The organism is Azospirillum picis, assembly GCF_017876115.1.
Classification (GTDB): domain Bacteria; phylum Pseudomonadota; class Alphaproteobacteria; order Azospirillales; family Azospirillaceae; genus Azospirillum; species Azospirillum picis.
Window position 1 is genome coordinate 74,853 of the sequence record NZ_JAGINO010000003.1, and the last position, 17,220, is coordinate 92,072.

Here is a 17,220-nt window from a genome sequence, read left to right on the forward strand (position 1 = left end):
TCCAGCGGGCAGGCTGCACAGGGAGCAGCCGCGAAACTACCCACATTTTATCAAAAATTTACCTAAGCACAATTCCGAGCGGCATTACGCCGCGGCCGATGGCCATAGACAATGGTACAGGGTCAGCGGTGCGGTACCGGCAGTGTGGCAAAGGCGTTTCTGGCGGCAGACAGCTCTTCGGCGAGGCGGATGCCCGCCTCTTCCGTCATCGCTGCGTCGTAGTGGTAACGCGCGGCGGCGACCAGCCGGTTCGCAGCGGCCGATAGGCGGTCGAAGCCGAGGTTGGCGGACGAGCCCTTAAGGATATGGGCTTCCCGTTCGATCGCTCCACGGTCCCGCCGCCTGATCGCGGCGTGCAGCAGGTCCAGATGGGTCGAGCCGTCGGAGAAGAACGTGTCGATCAACAGGGCAAGACCATCGTCGCCGAGCGTGTCGCGCAGGTCCTCGACCTTTGCGGTGTTGAGGATCGGCGGTTCCGGTGCTTCCCGCACCGTTTCCGGGACCGACACCGGTTCACGGCGGCGCGTGAAGCCTGCCACCACGTCCAGGAGTTTGCCGGGGCTGACCGGTTTGGCCAGATAGCCGTCCATCCCGGCATTCAGGCAGATGGTGTCGTCGCCCTGCATGGCATTGGCGGTGAGAGCGACGATGGGAATGGAACCGGCCTGTCCCGGCAGGCGCCGGATGCGCCGGGTGGCCTCCAAGCCGTCCATCACCGGCATCTGCACATCCATCAGCACGAGGTCGTAGGACTGGGAGGACACCGTTTCGACGGCTTCCGCCCCGTTCGAAACCACCGCTGCGTGATGGCCGGCACGGCGCAGGACGGCGAGGGTGATCTGCTGATTGACGGGGTTGTCCTCGGCCAGGAGCACACGGATTCGTGGTTCTCCGGCGGCAGGTGCCGCCAAATCCGCAGGCCCGGTGTCCACGGGCCGGTTAGGCCGGACAGGCCGTGCGGGCAGGGCCCGGACATCGGGCGCGTCCAGAAGGCGGACAAGGCATTGCCGTAGGTCGGCGAACCGGACTGGAATTGCCAGATGGGCATCGACCCCGGCCGACGCCTCCTCGCGGCCTTCAGAAGGGGACGAGGCGATCGCCAAGCGCACTCCGGCAAGCGCCGGTGTCGAGCGGATGCGGATCGCCGCCTGCAGGCCGGACGGCTCCTCTTTGCCTTGCCAGAGGATGACCGCGTCGAAGGGGCGTTCGGCCCCTACCTCCGCCCGTATCGCGGCATGCAGGCGCCGCAAGGCTTCGTCACCGGTGTCGGCGGTCGTGACCTGGATGCCGAAATCCTTCAGGTGGCGGATCAGCAGGTCATGGCCCGTGTGGTGTCGATCGGCCGCCGTACCGGCCACCAGCAGGATGCGACGATCCACCCAGCCGCCGTTCGCCGCGATGTCCGCCACGGGGGCGCCACGTTGCAGTGGAACCTGCAGGAGGATGGCGCTGCCGGTATCGGGCCGGCCGCCGATGCTGATGTGCGCACCCATCATTGCCAGCAGCCGTCCGGCAGTCGCCGCCCCTGATCCTGCACCGCCGGATTGCGGTATCGGCGGGACACCGGGCTGTGCAGCCTCGGCGAAGAGGCGGAGGCGATCGGCCGCAACACGTCCGATTCCGGTTGCGCGCACCTCGATACGGACAGGAACCCTGTCGGCCGGCTGGTCCGGGAGCGATTGCTCCTCCTCCGCGAGGATGAGGACGCCGCCAGTATCGGCAAACTCCACCATGTTGCCGGCGAGGGTGAGAAGGAGTTGACGCAGGCGCGCCTGATCACCCGCCAGCGGAACCCGCAGGGACCGCGGGACGAAGCCGGCGATGTCCAGACCCTTCGCAGACGCGCGTGCGGACAGAAACTCCACAACGCCTTCTACCAGCGACAGGAGATCCACCACGCCGACCTGCAAGCCCGACCGTTGGGCATGAAGCAGGGATGGGTCGGCAGATGTGGCGGGATTGTCGTCGAAGAACGCCGGGAGCGCACCCGTGGGCTCGCGTTGGGCTGCGGCGTGGGCTTGCCTGCCGTCAGCCGGCGGGGGCGCCGACTGTTCGGTCTCCGTTACGCCGCTCAGGTCGCGCAAGACGGCGGTCAGGACCGGGCCAGATGCCGTCTGCCCCGCCTTCATCGAACAGGCGAGCGGGAAGAACTCTTCGCCGCCGTTCGGTGACCGTCTGCATCCGATGATCTCCCAGACCTCACCCTCGACCCCGGTATGGCGGCCTCGGGCGATGTCCGAAAGCCTTTGGGCCATGGCACGGCGGGTGGCGGGTGCCAGCAGTTCCAGCACGGAGCGGCCGGTAAGGCCGTCCGGCGGGCACCGGTACATGTCGTGGACGGCGGGAGTCGCGGTTTCGATGAGGCCATCGGGACGAATGGTCAAGGTCGCCTCGCCAACACGGTCGAGGCCGGCAGAAAGCCGCGCATGCGCCTCGGCCAGCGCGTCGTACCGCCGACGCTGAATTTTCATGGCGCGCACGAACACGGCGGCGCCGAGCCCGATCAGCAGGATCAGCGATCCACACGACAGGAACACCGTCTCCAGGCCGTAACGCCAGTCGGCGAGAACAAGATCCTGCTCCACGCTGACCGACAGCACCAACGGCCAGGCCGGCATGGCTTGGTAGGCGGCGATGCGTGTTCCTCCGTCGGCGTCCTCCCGCCGCAGAGCACCCTCTTTCCCTGCGGCAAGCAGGGACTGGAAGAAATCGGTGTTCCTGGCACTGCGGCCGATCTCATCGGCCGTCACCGGCTGCGCGGTCAACAGGGTTCCATCACCCAGGTAAAGGCCGACACGCAACCCCAAGGAACCCAACGCGTCGCCGCTCTGGACGGTTCGGAAGAGGTTCTGGAAATAGCTGGTGTCGACGGAGGCGACGATCACCGCCAGCAGCGTGCCGTCTGCGTCCCTGACGGCCCTGCTCATCGGCACCAGCCATCCTCCCCCCTGTGCGCCGTCGATCTCTTGATCGAGCAACCCCCGGCCGGGGCGGGGCATGCCGATGGCCAGACCGGTTCCCTGGCCGGACACATGGAAGCGGTAGACGTCCAGTTCGCTCAGGAAGGTGATGGCCGGCGGCATGCCATCGGTGGCAGCGATGACGCGTCCGGTCCGGTCGAGCAGGGTCAGGGCGCGCAGTTGGGGCGACCGGCGCAGGCGGTCCAGCAGCGCATCGGGATCCAGGACCGGCCGGCTGCCGGCCTGCCGGCCTGCCGGCACGGCGTCGTCGCCGCTCCATCCATGGCGTGACAGGGAGTCAGCGATGGCCGCCAACGTGCCGTCCACCACCTGAACGGTCCGGGAGGCCGAAAGCTCAAGCGCCCCGGCAAGGGCACGGAGAGTCGCTTCCGACGCCGTCAGCGCAGCCTGCCGGCTGGAGGCCACCTGGTTGGCCTGGATGAGGAGGAATACGGAGAGGATCAGCACCGCGAAGGCGATCACTCCGCCTTCGAGCCGGGAGAAACCCTTCGGATCCTTGGGAGAGGGCGGCGACAGGGCGGCGTTCCGGCTGATCACATGTGAAAGAACGGAAACATGTCGGGCGCCGGGTGCATGGGCAATGCGCCAGCCGCATCGATGTCCACAGTCCCCACGATAGCAGGGTTTCATATGTTTTCCAAGCATATGCTGCGGCAGATGCTTGGTGGGCTTTAGTATGATGCCAGGATTCACATTCGTTACATCTCGTTCACCAAGACGAAATAATAAAATCTGGGCACGATAAGCGGCAAGATGTCACGGTCATTTTCGAACAAGGCGTTGATAATTCCATTTCTCTCGATGCCTTGCTGCGCGATTTCGAGGGCGGATGTTCGACAGAGTCTTCCAGTCATCGAGAAACCGTAAGAGGCCACGGTCGCGTCGACCGGTTTTCCATCACGGTGCGGACCCCGCCCATGCCATTTTTATACAAGTTCGGGATAAATCCGATATAGGATGTATCTGGGGCAAATCGCCCTGGCATGGGAGGATGGAATGATCTTGATCGGGCAGTATGATTCGCCATTCGTGCGACGCGTCGCCATTGCGCTCCGCCTCTACGGCATGCCGTACGAGCATCGCCCCTGGTCGGTCTTCTCCGACGCGGCCGATGTGGCGCGCTACAACCCGCTCAAGCGCGTGCCGACGTTGCTGCTCGACGACGGTGAGGTGCTGATCGAGAGCGGTGCCATCCTCGACTGGCTGGACGAGGCGGCAGGGCCGGAACGGGCACTGATCGCCTCAGGCGGGCCGGAAAGGCGCAAGGCACTGAAGCTGTGCGCGCTGGCGACCGGCATGGCCGACAAGGCCGTCAGCCTCGTCTATGAAAGGGTGCTGCACAAGGAGAGTTCGGCGGCATGGGTGGAGCGCTGCAGCGGCCAGATTGCCGCGGTGCTGGATATGCTGGAAGCCGACCGTGCGGTCCGGCCGGGACCCTGGTGGTTCGGCGACCGGATCGGCCATCCCGATATCGCAGTGGCCTGCGCCCTGCGCTTCATCGGCGAAGCGCATCCCGGCGTCTTCGATCCGGCTCGCTGGCCGGCGCTTGCCGCCCACGCGTCCGGCTGCGAGGACATGGACGAATTCAGCGGGGCGGTGCAGCCCTTCAAACTGGCGGACTGAAGCAATGGCGTGAGCGGGCATCGCCCGCCATTTCCCCGTCGGGTCCGGCCGGACGTGTGGGAAATGGCGGGCGAGGGGGCAAAGCTCAGCGTGCGGTGTGCCCGCTGATCTCCGCATGCAGCGGCTTGGTGTCCTCGAACGTCTGCTGCTGCTCAGGCGTGGCTTCCTTCTGGTGCTTCTGCTTCCATTCGGAATAGGGCATGCCGTAGACGGCGATTCGGGCCTCCTCGTCGGACAGCGGTACGCCGCGCTCCTTGGCGGCGGCGGCATACCATTTGGACAGGCAGTTCCGGCAGAAGCCGGCAAGGTTCATCAGGTCGATGTTCTGAACATCGGTGCGTTTGCGCAGATGATCGACCAATCCGCGGAAGGCGGCGGCTTCCAGCTCGATGCGGGTCTGATGGTCCAGCTCGGCCATGGGGATCAACTCCTCCGGTATTCTTCTTCGGATATCGTCTTAAGAATGGGGTGGGCGGTGCAGAGTGACCATCCGGCCATAGGGAAGAAAGTCGCGTGACCCGCCTCCGTCGGCGATCGTCCGGATGACCGCCTCCCGGTCGGTCGCCACGAAGCCGGCGAGCGACTCGACGCCGTAATCGAACAGGCGGGGCGTCAGCGGTGTCCCCGGGCCGATCATGGCCACCCTGGCCCCCGCCGAAAGGCGCAGCAGGCGCGGCAGGGTGCGGTTGGCGAAGGAGGATGCCGTCATCGCCACGGCCTCCGCACCGGGAAGCAGCCATTCGCAGGCCGCCTCCGGATGCTCGCCGTCCTGCGGATGCATGTCGATGACCTGCGCGCGCGGCAGCCGGCGGGAGATCTGCGGGAAGCTGCCGATCACCACGACCCGCCCCTCTACCGCGGTGAACAGATCCAGCCCGTTGCCGGCGGCGCCCTCCAGCTCCGGCCGGTTGTAATGGGCGTTGAGTGCGGCCGCCCCGACGGCGATCTCCACCGGATCCCAGGATCCGGAAACCCCGGCTGCAAGGTCGCGCAGGCTGCGTCCCGCCCAGCGTTGCGGACCTTCGCCCGCCGACGGCGGCGCCTGCCGGGCCGCGACGCCCAGTCCGCCGGCGGTTTCCACCAGCACCCATTGCGCGCCGGTGACCACGCGGAGCACCTCGGCATCGGCAACCCCGTGGACCAGATCCTCGTACAGCCTGTGCGGCCCCCACCAGCGCCACAGGGCGTCGGCGGTCGGCGACAGCAGGTCGCAGAAGCCGCCGGTGGCTGTCTGCCATTCGTTGAGGTAGCGGCTGCCGACGCTGGTCAGGACCGGTATGCCATCGGCAATGGCGGCCAGCATCTCATCCGACAGACCGTCGCCGGCCGACTCAAGTCCCGCGAACTTGTTGACCACCAACAGGTCCACGCGTTCCGCGACCGCATTGCGGATGGCCTGGCTCGCTTCCGCGACACCGGTGGGGTCGACCCGGCAGGATTGCGATTCCCGTCCCAGCTTCTGCGTGATGTCGTAGGCGCGGCCGGTGGCGACGTCGACCAGTTCCATGCGCTCGGCACAATCGTCGCCCGGTCCGTGGTTGCGCTGCACCAGGCCGCCGACGCGGAAGCCGCGCCGCTTCAGCTCGGCGGCGAAGCCGTCCAGCAGCACGTCCACGCCGAGCGAACCGGGTCCGTGGATGACGGCACCAGGGCGCAGCGGCGGCGGGGAGGCGGGCGGCAGCGGCATGGGCATGGTCCTTCGTCGTTGGACTGGGGCGGTCGTCGGGGGACGGTGCGGCGCGTCATCCGCCCCGGCGGATGCGGTAGACGAAAACCGTCTGGTGGATTTCGTCCGGCAGCATCTCGTGCGACAGCAGCTCGTTCTCGGTCGTGTTGCAGAAATGCCGGAAGTCGATGACCGAAGCCGGATCGGTCGCATAGACCACCAGTTCCTCGCCCAGGCTCATGCCGTTCAGCAGCGCCCTGGTGCGCAGGATCGGCAACGGGCAATGCAGCCCTTTCACGTCAAGCTCTTTGGCCGGCACCGTGCCCGCTCCATGCTGATTAAGAGGCAAAACCCTACTTCCGGCATGACTGTAGCGGGTTCGGCCTGCCATCTCCACAGCGCCGGGCGGGTCGGTGGGCCGCGACTTTTGCAGGAGAAGCCTGTTGTACGCCGCAACGGAGTAAAACCTGACGAAAGGACGGCTGTCATGGCGAAGCGGCTTGACGACAAGGTGGTGGTCATCACGGGCGCGTCCAGCGGCATCGGCCGGGCGACTGCCCTGGAGTTCGCCCGCCAGGGAGCGGCGGTGGTCCTGGCCGCACGCCGCATGGCCCCGCTTCACGAAGTGGCGGAGGAGTGCGTCGAGGCCGGCGGCCGGGCCATGGTGGTGCCGACCGACGTCAACGACCAGCATGCCATGAAGCAGCTTGCCGACCGGGCGATCGACGCCTTCGGAGGCATCGACATCTGGGTGAACAACGCCGGCGTCATCGCGTTCGGCCGGTTCGAGGACATCCCGGACGAGGTGTTCGAGCAGGTGGTGCGCACCGACCTGTTCGGCACGGTCCATGGCTGCCGCGCCGTGCTGCCGCATTTCCTCGACCGCGGCGAGGGCATCATCATCAACACCGCGTCGATGGTGTCCAACATCGGCCAGCGCTATGCCACCCCATACACCGCGGCCAAGTTCGCCGTTCGCGGCTTCACCGAGTCGCTGCGGCAGGAACTGGTCGACGAGCCGGGCATCCATGTCTGCATGGTGATGCCGGCCTCGATCGACACGCCGCTGTGGCAGCACGCCGCCAACTACACCGGCCGCGCCGTCAAGCCGCTGAACCCGATCCATCCGCCGGAGCAGGTCGCCTCTGCCATCCTGTCCCTCGCCCGCACTCCGCAGCGGGAGATGTTCGTCGGAACCGAGGGCCGACTGGCCGCCGTCGGCAACGCCATGGCCCCCCAGTTGACCGAACGCGCGCTCGCCCACACCATCGAGCGCGACATGTTCACCAACCGGTCGGCCGCACCGACGTCGGGCGGGGTGATGCAGCCGATGCCCGAATACCAGGGGGCCAGTGGCGGGTGGATCGAGCCGAAGCCGAAGCGGCCCTTCTCCTGGACCAATTTGACCCTGTTCCTGCTGCCGGTGCTGCTGGCCAGCCGCCCGTTGGCCAGCCGTTCGGCGGGGAGGCGGCACGCGTGGTGAGCCTGCGCACCGCCCCCTGAGGTCAGGCCGCCTTCTTCTTGCCCGCGCCGATCTTCGGCTCCTCACCCTTCAGCAGGCGGCGGATGTTGGCCTCGTGGCGGATGAAGACCAGGACGGCGATGAACAGGCAGAGGCCGCCGACCAACGGGCCGCCGAAATACCAGCCCGTCAGCGGGCTGAGCGCGACCGCGACCAGCGCCGACAGCGACGAGATGCGGAACAGCGCCGCGGTCAGCAGCCAGGTCAGGCAGGCCAGCAGGCCGGCCGGCCAGCACACCGCCAGCAGCACGCCGATGGCGGTGGCGACGCCCTTGCCGCCGTTGAAGCGCAGCCAGACCGGGAAGGTGTGCCCCAGCATGGCGCCGCCGGCGGCGAAGACTGCGGCCTCCGGCCCGGCCCACCACAAGGCCAGCAGGGCGGCGATGGCGCCCTTGCCGCTGTCGAGCAGCAGGGTCGCCAGCGCCAGCGGCTTGTTGCCGGTGCGCAGCACGTTGGTGGCGCCGATGTTGCCCGAGCCGATCTGGCGGATGTCGCCGAGCCCCGCGAGGCGCGTCAGCACCAGCCCGAAGGGAACGGAGCCGAGCAGGTAGCCCAGCAGGGCTGACAGAAGGAAGGTCGCCAACGGGTCAGCCCTCCGCCTGCCACACGGTGCGGCCGTCGACGATGGTGCGCAGCGGCCGTCCCTGGACCGGGCGGTTCTCGAAAGGCGAGTTCTTCGACTTCGACTGGAAGCGCGTGACGTCGATCTGCCAGGGCGTATCGACGTCGAACGCCACGAGATCCGCCGGGCCTCCCTTGGCGATGCGGCCGACCGGCAGGTCGAGGATGCCCGCCGGCTTGGAGGTGACGCAGGCCAGAGCCTTCAGCAGGGGCATCTTGCCCTTGTGGACCAGTTCCAGCACCAGCGGGAACAGGGTTTCCAGGCCGATCACGCCACAGGCGGCCTGCGCGAAGGGCAGTCGCTTCTGGTCCTGGTCCTGCGGCACATGGTCCGACGCGATGGCGTCGATGGTGCCGTCGGCCAGACCCTCGACGATCGCCCGGCGGTCCATCTCGCCGCGCAGCGGCGGCGCCACCTTGGCGTAGGTGCGGTAGTCGCCGACGTCGGTTTCGGTCAGGGCGAAATAATGCGGGGCGGTGTCGCAGGTGACGCGCAGTCCACGCGCCTTGGCGCGGCGGATGAGCTCCACCGATTCGCCGGTGGTGACGTGGGCGAAGTGCAGACGCCCGCCGGTCAGCTCGACCAGGCGCAGGTCGCGCTCGATCATGATGATCTCGGCTTCGCGCGGGATGCCGACGAGACCGAGCCGGGTGGCGATCTCGCCGGAGTTCATCATGCCGCCGGAGGCCAGCGACGGCTCCTCGGGGTGCTGGACGATCAGCTTGTCGAAGGTCTTGGCGTAGCCGAGCGCCCGGCGCATGGTCTTGGCGCTGGCGATCGCCTTGGTGCCGTCGGTGAAGGCGACCGCACCGGCGCGGGCGAGCAGGCCCATCTCGGTGATCTCGTTGCCGTTCGTGCCGCGGGTGGCGGCGGCGTAGGCGAACACCTTGACCAGCTTCACCTCGCGGGCGCGGCGGGCGACGAACTCAAGGCCGGCCACCTCGTCCAGGACCGGGGACGTGTTGGGCAGCAGCGCCATGGCGGTGATGCCGCCGGCCGCCGCCGCCCGCGACGCGCTCTTGATCGTGTCCTTTTCCTCTTCGCCGGGCTCGCCGATCAGCACGCGTATGTCGACGAGGCCGGGCGCCAGGCAGAGGCCGGCCAGGTCGACCACCTCCGCGCCCTCGGGCAGCGATCCGGAGAACAGCCCCGGGCCGAAGTCGGCGATGGTTTCGCCGTCGGTCAGCAGGTCGGCCTGCTGGTCCAGGCCGGTCGCCGGGTCGAGCAGGCGGGCGTTGCGGTAGACGACACGGGCGTTCATCGGGCGGCTCCCGCATTGTCGGACTGGCGGCGTTCACGGGTCAGGAGGTCGAGCACGGCCATGCGGACCGCGACGCCGAGTTCCACCTGGTCGAGGATCATCGAGCGCTTGAGGTCGTCGGCGACCTCGGAGTCGATCTCCACACCGCGGTTCATCGGGCCGGGATGCATGATGACGGCATCCGGCTTGGCAAGCTCCAGCTTCTCGTAATCGAGGCCGTAGAAATAGAAGTACTCGCGCGTGGACGGCACATACTGGCCGCTCATCCGCTCGGTCTGCAGGCGCAGCATCATCACCACGTCGGCGTCGCGCAGGCCGGTCTTCATCGAGTGGTGGACCTCGACGCCGAGCCGTTCGATCTGCGATGGCAGCAGCGTCGGCGGCGCCACGCAGCGCACCCGGGCGCCCATGGCGTTCAGCAGGTGGATGTTGGAGCGCGCCACCCGGCTGTGCAGGATGTCGCCGCAGATCGCCACGATCAGCCCATCGAGCCGGCCGAGTCGTCGGCGGATCGCCAGGGCGTCGAGCAGCGCCTGGGTCGGGTGTTCGTGATGGCCGTCCCCGGCATTGATGACCGAGCAGTTGACCTTGTCGGCCAGCAGCTTGACCGCTCCCGAATCGGCGTGCCGCACCACCAGCGCATCGAGGTGCATGGCGTTCAGCGTCATCGCCGTGTCGATCAGGGTCTCGCCCTTCTTCACCGAACTGCTGTCGGTCGACATGTTGATGACGTCGGCCCCCAGCCGCTTGCCGGCCAGCTCGAAGCTGGTGCGGGTGCGGGTGGAGTTCTCGAAGAACAGGTTCACCTGCGTGCGGCCGTCCAACAGGCTGGACTTCTTCACGGGGCGCCGGTTCTGCTCGACATAGCCGTCGGCGAGGTCGAGGATCTGGGTGATCTCGCCGGCCCGCAGCCCCTCGATTCCGAGGAGATGACGGTGCGGGAAGACCGTGTCGGGGGACGGGTTCGCGCTCATGGCCGCGGACTATAGGAGCGGTCCCTGGCGCCCGCAAGCCGTTCACGTCGCGCGCCGCCGGCACGTGGCGCAGCCCGCTTCAGGTGCTTTCCGCCTCCTCGAACAGCCAGTCGCGGAAGGCCTTCACCTTGGGCCGGGAAAAGTAATGAGGGGGCGCCACGACGTAGTAGGCGAGGCTGCCGGGAAGCCGCACGTCGAACAGGCGCACCAGGCGTCCGGCGGCGATGTCGTCGGCCACCAGGACGCCGCGTGCCAGCGCGATCCCATGGCCGTTGATCGCGGCCTGCAGGGTGAAGGACGAGTCGTCGAAACGCAGCCCGCGGTCTGTGTCGACCCCTTCGGTTCCCGCCGCCCGGCACCAGACTGCCCAGGAAATGTTGTAGTCGTCGTGCAGCAGCGTGTGATTGCAGAGATCCTCCGGACAGACGAGCGGGTGGTCGCCGGTCAGCAGCGACGGGTGGCCGACCGGGTAGATGTCCTCCGTCAGCAGCCGCTCGACCCGCAGGTCGGGCCACAGCCCGTTTCCGAAGCGGATCGCCAGGTCGACGTCGTGGCGGGCGAAGTCCACGACCTGCGCCGTGCTGTGGACACGCACATCCATCTCGGGATGGCGCTTCTGGAACCGCATCAGCCGCGGCACCAGCCACTTGGAGGCGAAGCTGGGCATGGTCGAGATGGTCAGCGTGCCGCTGCTGTCGGCGCGGATCAGCCGGTCGGTCGCCTGGGACAGCGTGTCCATGGCTTCGCGCACCGGCGGCAGATAGTTCTGCCCGGCCTCGGTCAGGGCCAGCGCCCGGTTCATTCGGCGAAACAGGGGTAATCCGAGCCACTCTTCCAGCGCCTTGATCTGGTGGCTCACGGCAGCCTGGGTGACATGCAGCTCGTCGGCCGCCTTGGTGAAGGACAAGTGGCGTGCGGCGGCTTCGAAAGCGCGGAGCGCATTCAGGGGAGGCAGGCGGCGGGACATCGCGGCGGCATCGTCGGGGCTGTTTTCGGATTAGGAATGCTAATCGATCCTATGAGAAAGCGTCGTTTGTCGGCAAGCACCGTCTGACCCATTCTCTGTTGCGGAAACGATCACTGCACCATTGCAACGGGAGCGGCGAGGCACATGCCCCATTCCCCTCATCCAGATGGAGGCCGAATCATGGCACATGGGACGAACCAGACGATGACCCGGTCGAACGCGGCGCGGCGCGACAGCATCCCGGGGATCGGCGAGCGGCTGGTCATGCTGTTCGACCGGCTGGCGACCTGGAGCGAGCGCAGGCGCCAGCGCCGGGCGCTGGAGGCTCTGCCCGACCACCTGCTGGCCGATATCGGCATCTCGCGCGCCGATGCGGCGACCGAAGCGGAAAAGCCCTTCTGGCGGGGGTGAGGCATGACCGGGCAGGAAGCAGGGCAGGATGGCGGCACCGCGACGGTTCGGACCGGCGGCTGCCTCTGCGGCGGCGTCCGCTATGCACTCGACGCGGAGCCGGAGCCGATCTCCATCTGCCATTGCGGGCAATGCAGGCGCCAGCACAGCCACGTCGGCGCCTACACCGGCCTGCCTCGCGCGGCCCTGCGCATTCTCAGCCAGGACACGCTGACCTGGTACGTTTCGTCCAGCCACGCACGCCGCGGATTCTGTGGGCGTTGCGGCGCCGGCTTGTTCTGGGAGGCGCTGGACCAGGCGGCTGGCGGTGAACCGCGGATCACTGTCACCGCCGGCAGCCTGGACGATCCCGACGGCCTGCGGGTGGATCGCCACATCTTCGTGGACAGGAAGGCTTCCTATTACGACATCGGAGGGGATGGCGTCGAACGCCGGACCAGCACGGGGGAGATTTCCGGATGAGCGAAGGCGCGAAGGCGAACGGATTGGCCGGCGGCTGCCTGTGCGGCGGCGTGCGCTTCCTGGCGGCGGAACGGCCCGATGGGGTCATCACCTGCCATTGCGGGCAGTGCCGCCGCTTCCATGGGCATTTCGGGGCCTACGTCACCGTTCCGCGCGACACCGTCTTCTTCGATGCCGACGGGACGCTGGCCTGGTACCGCTCCTCCGATTTCGCCGAGCGGGGATTCTGCAGCCGGTGCGGTTCGTCGCTGTTCTGGAAGGGCGATGCCAGCGACCAGATCGAGATCGCCGCCGGCAGCCTCGACCAGCCCACCGGCCTGGTCACGCTGAAGCACGGCTATGTCGCCGACAAGGCCGATTACTACGAGATCCGCGACGGGCTGGAGCAGGCGCCCGGCTCGACCGAAGCCGTGTAGGCCCTGAGGCTGGCCACCTCGGTGCATCTTACCCCATCAGCAGACTGTCGTCGCTGATCTCCAGGCCGCCGCGCTGCCGGGCGAACAGCGCCAGCAGATGCGGCACGTCCAGTCCGGCGCGCTCGTCGCCGGCGACGTCCAGCACGACGCGCCCTTCGTGCAGCATCAGCGTGCGGTCACCGTAATCCAGCGCCTGCCGCATCGAATGGGTGACCATCAGCGTGGTCAGCCGGTTGTCGCGAACGATGCGCCGCGTCAGGTCCAGCACGAAGTCGGCGGTCGCGGGATCGAGCGCGGCCGTATGCTCGTCTAGCAGCAGGATCCTGGAGCCCGCCAGCGTCGCCATCAGCAGGCTGACCGCCTGCCGCTGACCACCCGACAGCAGCCCCATCCGGTCATGCAGCCTGTTCTCCAGCCCCAGCCCGAGCGCGGCGATGCGGTCGCGGAACCCGTTGCGGCGGTCGCCTCCGAGTGCCAGGGCCAAACCGCGGCGGCGGCCGCGCGCGGCGGCCAAGGCCATGTTCTCCTCGATGGTGAGGGCGGCACAGCTTCCGGCCATCGGGTCCTGGAAGACGCGGGCGACCAGCCCGGCCCGTCGCGGCGTGTCCCACCGCGTAACATCGGTTCCATCGATGGAGATGCGGCCCGTCTCGGCCAGGACGTCGCCGGCGAGCGAGCCGAGGAAGGTCGACTTGCCGGCGCCGTTGGAGCCGATGACGGTGACGAACTGTCCTTCCGGGATCGTCAGGCCGATGCCGCGGAGCGCGTGCTTTTCCAGCGGCGTGCCGCGGCCGAAGGTGACGTGGATATCGTCGACGACGATCATTTGGCGGTTCCCGTGCTGCGGGCGGTGCCGCGGGCGGCCTTCGCCTTGAGGCGCGGCAGGATCAGTGCGACGGCGACCAGCACCGCGGTGACCAGGTTGAGGTCGGATGCCTGGAGGCCGATGGCGTCCGCCGACAGCGCCACCTGCACGGCGAGGCGGTAGAGGATCGATCCGGCGACGCAGCCGACCAGCGCCAGCACCAGGGCGCGCGACGGCAGCACCGTCTCGCCGACGATGACCGCCGCCAGCCCGACGACGATGGTGCCGATGCCGGTGGTGACATCGGCAAAGCCGTTGGTCTGGGCAAACAGGGCGCCGGCAAGGCCGGCCAGCCCGTTCGACAGCGCGATGCCGGCATAGATGTGGGCGTCGGTGTTCACCCCCTGGGCCCTCGCCATGCGCGCGTTCACCCCGGTCGCCCGCATCGCCAGGCCGAACTCGCTGGCGAGGAAGCGCGCCAGCACCAGGACCACCACCGCGACGACCAGCCCGACGACCAGCGGCCGGACGATGTGGTCCGGCACGCCGAGCCCGTAGAAGGGCGTCAGCACCGTATCCTGCATCAGCAGCGCGACGTTGGGCCGTCCCATCACCCGCAGGTTCACCGAGAAGAGAGCGATCATCGTCAGGATGCTCGCCAGCAGGTGCAGGATCTTGAATCGGACGTTCAGGGTCGCCGTCACCAATCCGGCCGCCGCCCCGGCCAGCCCGGCCGCCAGGGTCGCCAGCCACGGGTTCAGGCCGGCGATCAGCAGCACGGCACAGACGGCGGCGCCCAGCGGAAAGCTGCCGTCGACCGTCAGGTCCGGGAAGTCGAGGATGCGGAAGGACAGATAGACGCCGACGGCGACCAGCGCATAGACGAGGCCGATCTCGACGGCGCCGAAGAAGGCGATTTCGGTCATGGAGGGTGCTTTTGCAGGGCTGCGTATCGGGATGATCGGCCGTCCCCATGCCCCGTCCGGCCCGATGGCTGGCAAGGCATGGGGAGTGCGCCTTAGCCTTACTGTCCGACCACCTTGGTGGCGCGCGTCATCACGGACTCCGGCAGGGTGACCCCCATTGCGGACGCCGACGTCGGGTTGACGAACAGGTCGGCGCCCTTGGCATGCTCGACCGTGATGTCTCCCGGCTTCTCGCCCTTCAGCACGCGGGCGACGATGGCGCCGGCCTGCTTGCCGACCTGGAAATAGTCGAAGCCGATCGAGGCGACGGTACCGCGGGCGACGCTGTCGGTATCGGCGGAAAAGACCGGCAGCTTGGCCTGCCGGCCGACCGCGATCACGCTTTCCAGCGCCGAGATGACGGTGTTGTCCAGCGGGATGTAGACGGCGTCGGCCTTGCCGACCAGGCCGCGGATCGCCTGCTGGGCGTCGGACGATTTCTGGACCGCTGCCTCGACGACCGTCAGGCCGGCCTTCCCCGCCTCGTCCTTCAGTGCCTTGACCAGCACGATGGAGTTCGGTTCCCCGGGATTGTAGAGCACGCCGATGCGCTTGGCCTGGGGCAGGATCTCGCGGATCAGCGCCACATGCTCGCCGACCGGCGCCATGTCCGAGAGGCCGGTGATGTTGGCGCCCGGCTTGTCCATCGACTTGACGAGCTGCGCCGAAACCGGATCGGTCACCGCGGTGAAGACCACGGGAATGTCGCGGGTCGCCGCCGCGACCGCCTGGGCGGACGGCGTCGAGATCGGGACGATCACGTCGGGGCGGGAACCGGCGAACTGGCGGGCGATCTGGGCGGCGGTCGCCGGGTTGCCCTGGGCGCTCTGGTACTCGACCGTCAGGGACTTGCCCTGGATCCAGCCGGCCTCCTTCAGGGCTTCCACCACGCCATCACGGGTGGCGTCGAGCGACGGATGCTGGACGATGGCGGTGATGGCGACGGTCTTGTTCTGCGCCATTGCCGGCACGGACACCGCGAGCGGGGCCGCGACGACGGCGAGGGCGCCCGCGGCGCGCAACAGACGGGTGACGGACATGGCTGGAAATCTCCCGGACGCAAAGGTCTTCCCCTAGACCGCAAGCGGTGCCGGCGTCAACTCGGCTGCGATGTCGCATCCGGCGCGTCCGGCGGACCCGTTGCGATCGGGGGGTGCGGTTTCGTGGCTGTGAGCCTATATTGTGGGCACCACGGAAGGAATGGCCATGACCGTCGAAACAGCCGCCGCTCCCTCGAAATTCCTCGCCTCGTTCCGCGGCCTGCTCGGCTGCTGCCCCAACTGCGGGCGCGGGCGGCTGCTGCGCAACTTCCTGAAGCCGGTCGAGCGCTGCTCGGCCTGCGGCGAGGCGTTCGGCCATCTGCGCGCCGACGACGCGCCGCCCTGGATGACGATCCTGATCGTTGGCCACATCGTGATCCCGGCCCTTCTGTCGGTGGAGCAGAGCTATGAACCGCCGACCTGGGTCCATCTCACGGTCTGGCCCCTGCTGACCCTGGTGCTTACCCTCCTCCTGCTGCCCCGCTGCAAGGGCCTCGTGCTGGGCCTGCTCTGGAGCACCGGCGCTCCGGGGTCGGAGCAGGAGGGATAGGACGGCCTGCCGTCCGGCGACTGGCGAAACGATGAAAGGCGCCGCGGAGCAGTCCGCGGCGCCTTTTCCATTCCGGCGGGATGGCCAAGCCCTGAGGCGGGCTTCCGTGCCTGCTTCAGCGTGCGCTCGGCGTCAGGGCGGGCCCAGGATGAGCGGCACGACCGCCGAACAGGCTGTTGCGCAGCTTCCCGAACAGTTCGCGCAGGTATTCGGCGCGCATGCGGCGGGCAGCCATCATGATTTCGTCATGGGTACGAACGTCGCGGTCTTCGGTAAGCAGCATCTTCGACATGACCATGGAATCTCCACTTGGGGTGAGAGACGTCCACTCCCTTTTGGATTTCTGTGTTTGGTAAAATCCAAAATAGGGCAGAGCTTCTGTCCTAGGAAGTGCTGTCCACGCAAGGCCGCCTGACGTTTTCCGTATCAGCTTCTCCAATTAATAGATGTACGAACGATTGTGCCGCCACATTTGTGGCGGCACCGGCCGGCGCCGATTGTGCGCCTTGGTCCGTCGCGCCGGCTGTTCAGCTTCGCGACTACCGGCCGTCCCGGGCACCGTCGACGGCGACATTGCGGTCGGAGACGATGCGATCGTCGGGCAGTCCGTCCGGCCGTCCGGCCGGGCGTTGCGGATGGTCCGGCTGGCGCGGCGGCAACGGGCCGGTGCCGAGACCACCCTCTTCCTCGCTGCCGGGAATGCCGAAGTCGTCCTCGGCCGGCCGGTCGGCGGCGGTGCCGGCACCAGGGCCGATGATCCGCTGGAACCCTTCGACCTGCTCGTCGACGTCGGGATGGTCGCGGGTCTCGCGGATGTCGAGCGGAATCCTGCGCTCGTCGACACCGTCACTGTCGTTGGGGCCGCCGCGAACGGGGCGGTCGTCGCGTCGATCGTTGGTTGCCATCGGTGGTCTCCCGTCTGTTGCGCGCGCTGCCGCGCCACATCTTGAGTAAC

General features: G+C 67.9%; 19 protein-coding genes. 6 read left to right on the top strand and 13 right to left on the bottom strand.

Annotation, left to right across the window (positions count from 1 at the left end; translation table 11 throughout):
• Window positions 1-122 precede the first annotated feature (122 nt).
• A complete protein-coding gene (locus tag J2850_RS32200) occupies window positions 123-3,443 on the bottom strand; it encodes a response regulator (protein WP_209979537.1) in 3,321 nt (1,106 codons plus the stop codon).
• A 534-nt stretch (window positions 3,444-3,977) separates the two neighbouring features.
• Between J2850_RS32200 and J2850_RS05280 the strand changes: the two genes are divergently transcribed.
• A complete protein-coding gene (locus J2850_RS05280; RefSeq protein ID WP_209979539.1) occupies window positions 3,978-4,604 on the top strand; it encodes a glutathione S-transferase family protein in 627 nt (208 codons plus the stop codon).
• An 85-nt stretch (window positions 4,605-4,689) separates the two neighbouring features.
• Here J2850_RS05280 and J2850_RS05285 read toward each other — a convergent pair whose 3' ends face one another.
• The 3 genes from J2850_RS05285 to J2850_RS05295 are packed head-to-tail and all read right to left on the bottom strand — an operon-like array spanning window position 4,690 to window position 6,568.
• On the bottom strand, window positions 4,690-5,022 hold the full coding sequence (locus J2850_RS05285) for a DUF1244 domain-containing protein (RefSeq protein WP_209979541.1): 333 nt from the start codon (window positions 5,020-5,022) through the stop codon (window positions 4,690-4,692).
• A 39-nt stretch (window positions 5,023-5,061) separates the two neighbouring features.
• Window positions 5,062-6,291: a DUF2478 domain-containing protein gene (locus tag J2850_RS05290; RefSeq protein WP_209979543.1), complete on the bottom strand. Its 1,230-nt coding sequence runs from the start codon at window positions 6,289-6,291 to the stop codon at window positions 5,062-5,064.
• A 55-nt stretch (window positions 6,292-6,346) separates the two neighbouring features.
• On the bottom strand, window positions 6,347-6,568 hold the full coding sequence (locus J2850_RS05295) for a sulfurtransferase TusA family protein (protein WP_307354156.1): 222 nt from the start codon (window positions 6,566-6,568) through the stop codon (window positions 6,347-6,349).
• Window positions 6,569-6,757: 189 nt separating this feature from the next.
• On the opposite strand from J2850_RS05295, the gene J2850_RS05300 reads away from it, so the two are divergent.
• On the top strand, window positions 6,758-7,753 hold the full coding sequence (locus J2850_RS05300; RefSeq protein WP_209979547.1) for an SDR family oxidoreductase: 996 nt from the start codon (window positions 6,758-6,760) through the stop codon (window positions 7,751-7,753).
• A gap of 22 nt (window positions 7,754-7,775) precedes the next feature.
• On the opposite strand, the gene plsY is transcribed toward J2850_RS05300, so the two are convergent.
• The 4 genes from plsY to J2850_RS05320 form a co-directional block, all read right to left on the bottom strand.
• The gene (gene plsY, locus J2850_RS05305) at window positions 7,776-8,375 is read right to left on the bottom strand and encodes a glycerol-3-phosphate 1-O-acyltransferase PlsY (protein WP_209979549.1); all 600 of its coding nucleotides are present in this window, start codon (window positions 8,373-8,375) and stop codon (window positions 7,776-7,778) included.
• Between the two features lie 4 nt (window positions 8,376-8,379).
• Window positions 8,380-9,675 (bottom strand): dihydroorotase, encoded by a 1,296-nt coding sequence (locus tag J2850_RS05310; protein ID WP_209979551.1) that lies wholly within the window; start codon window positions 9,673-9,675, stop codon window positions 8,380-8,382.
• Entirely contained in the window at window positions 9,672-10,649 is a 978-nt protein-coding gene (locus J2850_RS05315) for an aspartate carbamoyltransferase catalytic subunit (protein ID WP_209979553.1), read from the bottom strand. Before J2850_RS05315 ends, J2850_RS05310 begins: the two co-directional genes overlap by 4 nt.
• A gap of 79 nt (window positions 10,650-10,728) precedes the next feature.
• Entirely contained in the window at window positions 10,729-11,616 is an 888-nt protein-coding gene (locus J2850_RS05320; RefSeq protein WP_209979555.1) for a transcriptional regulator GcvA, read from the bottom strand.
• A 180-nt stretch (window positions 11,617-11,796) separates the two neighbouring features.
• Here J2850_RS05320 and J2850_RS05325 point away from each other — a divergent pair, with 180 nt between their 5' ends.
• Genes J2850_RS05325 through J2850_RS05335 form a run of 3 tightly spaced genes read left to right on the top strand, consistent with a single transcriptional unit; the run spans window position 11,797 to window position 12,905 of the window.
• Window positions 11,797-12,027, top strand: a complete 231-nt coding sequence (locus J2850_RS05325) for a DUF1127 domain-containing protein (RefSeq protein ID WP_209979558.1) — start codon at window positions 11,797-11,799, stop codon at window positions 12,025-12,027.
• A 3-nt stretch (window positions 12,028-12,030) separates the two neighbouring features.
• On the top strand, window positions 12,031-12,489 hold the full coding sequence (locus J2850_RS05330; protein ID WP_209979560.1) for a GFA family protein: 459 nt from the start codon (window positions 12,031-12,033) through the stop codon (window positions 12,487-12,489).
• Window positions 12,486-12,905, top strand: coding sequence for a GFA family protein (locus J2850_RS05335; protein ID WP_209979562.1), 420 nt, complete (start codon window positions 12,486-12,488; stop codon window positions 12,903-12,905). Before J2850_RS05330 ends, J2850_RS05335 begins: the two co-directional genes overlap by 4 nt.
• A gap of 28 nt (window positions 12,906-12,933) precedes the next feature.
• Here the strand turns inward: J2850_RS05335 and J2850_RS05340 are convergent, their stop codons facing one another.
• The 3 genes from J2850_RS05340 to J2850_RS05350 form a co-directional block, all read right to left on the bottom strand.
• A complete protein-coding gene (locus J2850_RS05340) occupies window positions 12,934-13,731 on the bottom strand; it encodes an ABC transporter ATP-binding protein (protein WP_209979564.1) in 798 nt (265 codons plus the stop codon).
• Window positions 13,728-14,636, bottom strand: a complete 909-nt coding sequence (locus J2850_RS05345) for an ABC transporter permease (protein WP_209979566.1) — start codon at window positions 14,634-14,636, stop codon at window positions 13,728-13,730. The genes J2850_RS05340 and J2850_RS05345 overlap by 4 nt, the downstream gene beginning before the upstream one ends.
• 98 nt (window positions 14,637-14,734) lie before the next feature.
• The gene (locus J2850_RS05350; protein ID WP_209979569.1) at window positions 14,735-15,715 is read right to left on the bottom strand and encodes an ABC transporter substrate-binding protein; all 981 of its coding nucleotides are present in this window, start codon (window positions 15,713-15,715) and stop codon (window positions 14,735-14,737) included.
• A 166-nt stretch (window positions 15,716-15,881) separates the two neighbouring features.
• On the opposite strand from J2850_RS05350, the gene J2850_RS05355 reads away from it, so the two are divergent.
• Window positions 15,882-16,265, top strand: coding sequence for a DUF983 domain-containing protein (locus J2850_RS05355; protein ID WP_209979571.1), 384 nt, complete (start codon window positions 15,882-15,884; stop codon window positions 16,263-16,265).
• A 115-nt stretch (window positions 16,266-16,380) separates the two neighbouring features.
• On the opposite strand, the gene J2850_RS05360 is transcribed toward J2850_RS05355, so the two are convergent.
• Together J2850_RS05360 and J2850_RS05365 are read right to left on the bottom strand one after the other, a co-directional pair.
• Window positions 16,381-16,557 carry an RSP_7527 family protein gene (locus J2850_RS05360; protein WP_209979573.1) on the bottom strand — a complete coding sequence of 59 codons (177 nt, stop codon included), beginning with the start codon at window positions 16,555-16,557 and terminating at the stop codon, window positions 16,381-16,383.
• A gap of 247 nt (window positions 16,558-16,804) precedes the next feature.
• Window positions 16,805-17,170, bottom strand: coding sequence for a hypothetical protein (locus J2850_RS05365; protein WP_209979576.1), 366 nt, complete (start codon window positions 17,168-17,170; stop codon window positions 16,805-16,807).
• Window positions 17,171-17,220 lie beyond the last annotated feature (50 nt).